This window comes from Pseudomonas sp. HMSC063H08 (assembly GCF_001813645.1).
Taxonomy (GTDB): Bacteria; Pseudomonadota; Gammaproteobacteria; order Pseudomonadales; family Pseudomonadaceae; genus Pseudomonas; species Pseudomonas aeruginosa.
This window is the reverse complement of record NZ_KV813499.1, coordinates 1-451: the sequence shown is the minus strand read 5'-3', so window position 1 is coordinate 451 and position 451 is coordinate 1. Positions and strand designations below refer to the sequence as shown.

General features: G+C 60.5%; 1 protein-coding gene. It reads right to left on the bottom strand.

Annotated features, from left to right (window positions below; all coding sequences use genetic code 11):
* A partial coding sequence (locus HMPREF2924_RS21245; RefSeq protein ID WP_141765558.1) for an IncC plasmid conjugative DNA transfer DtrJ family protein occupies positions 1–416 on the bottom strand: 416 nt, incomplete at its 3' end.
* Positions 417–451: the final 35 nt, after the last annotated feature.

Below are 451 nucleotides of genomic sequence, written 5' to 3'. Positions count from 1 at the left end.
TTCTGCAGCGTGGAGACGCCCTGGGCGGTGAGGTAGCTAACGTCCAGCGGGCTGCGTGGCCCTGCCTGCGCGATGGTGGTCATATTGGTCATCCAGTCGGCCACCCCGGTCTTCACGAACAACCAATCATAGGCCAACAGGGCCAGCCAGGTGGCGGTTCGACCCGGCTCCTGCACGACGACACTGTGTAGCAGCCCCTGCGATAGCCAACTGAGTTCGTACTCGAACATGGCCTGAGCATGCTTCCAGCCCGCGTCAGGCCAGAAGAAATACAGGCAAACCCACTCTACGATGATTGCGCCGACCAGCGAACCGAACATCACGCCGAGAAATTGGAAGGGCGTACTGACGATGGTGCCGAGAAGGGTCTTCTGGCTCTCTTGTTGCTGCTCTGCTCGTTGAGTGACTTCAGCCATCAGGCGGCATCCTCACCGGCGCCGAGGTGACGGAA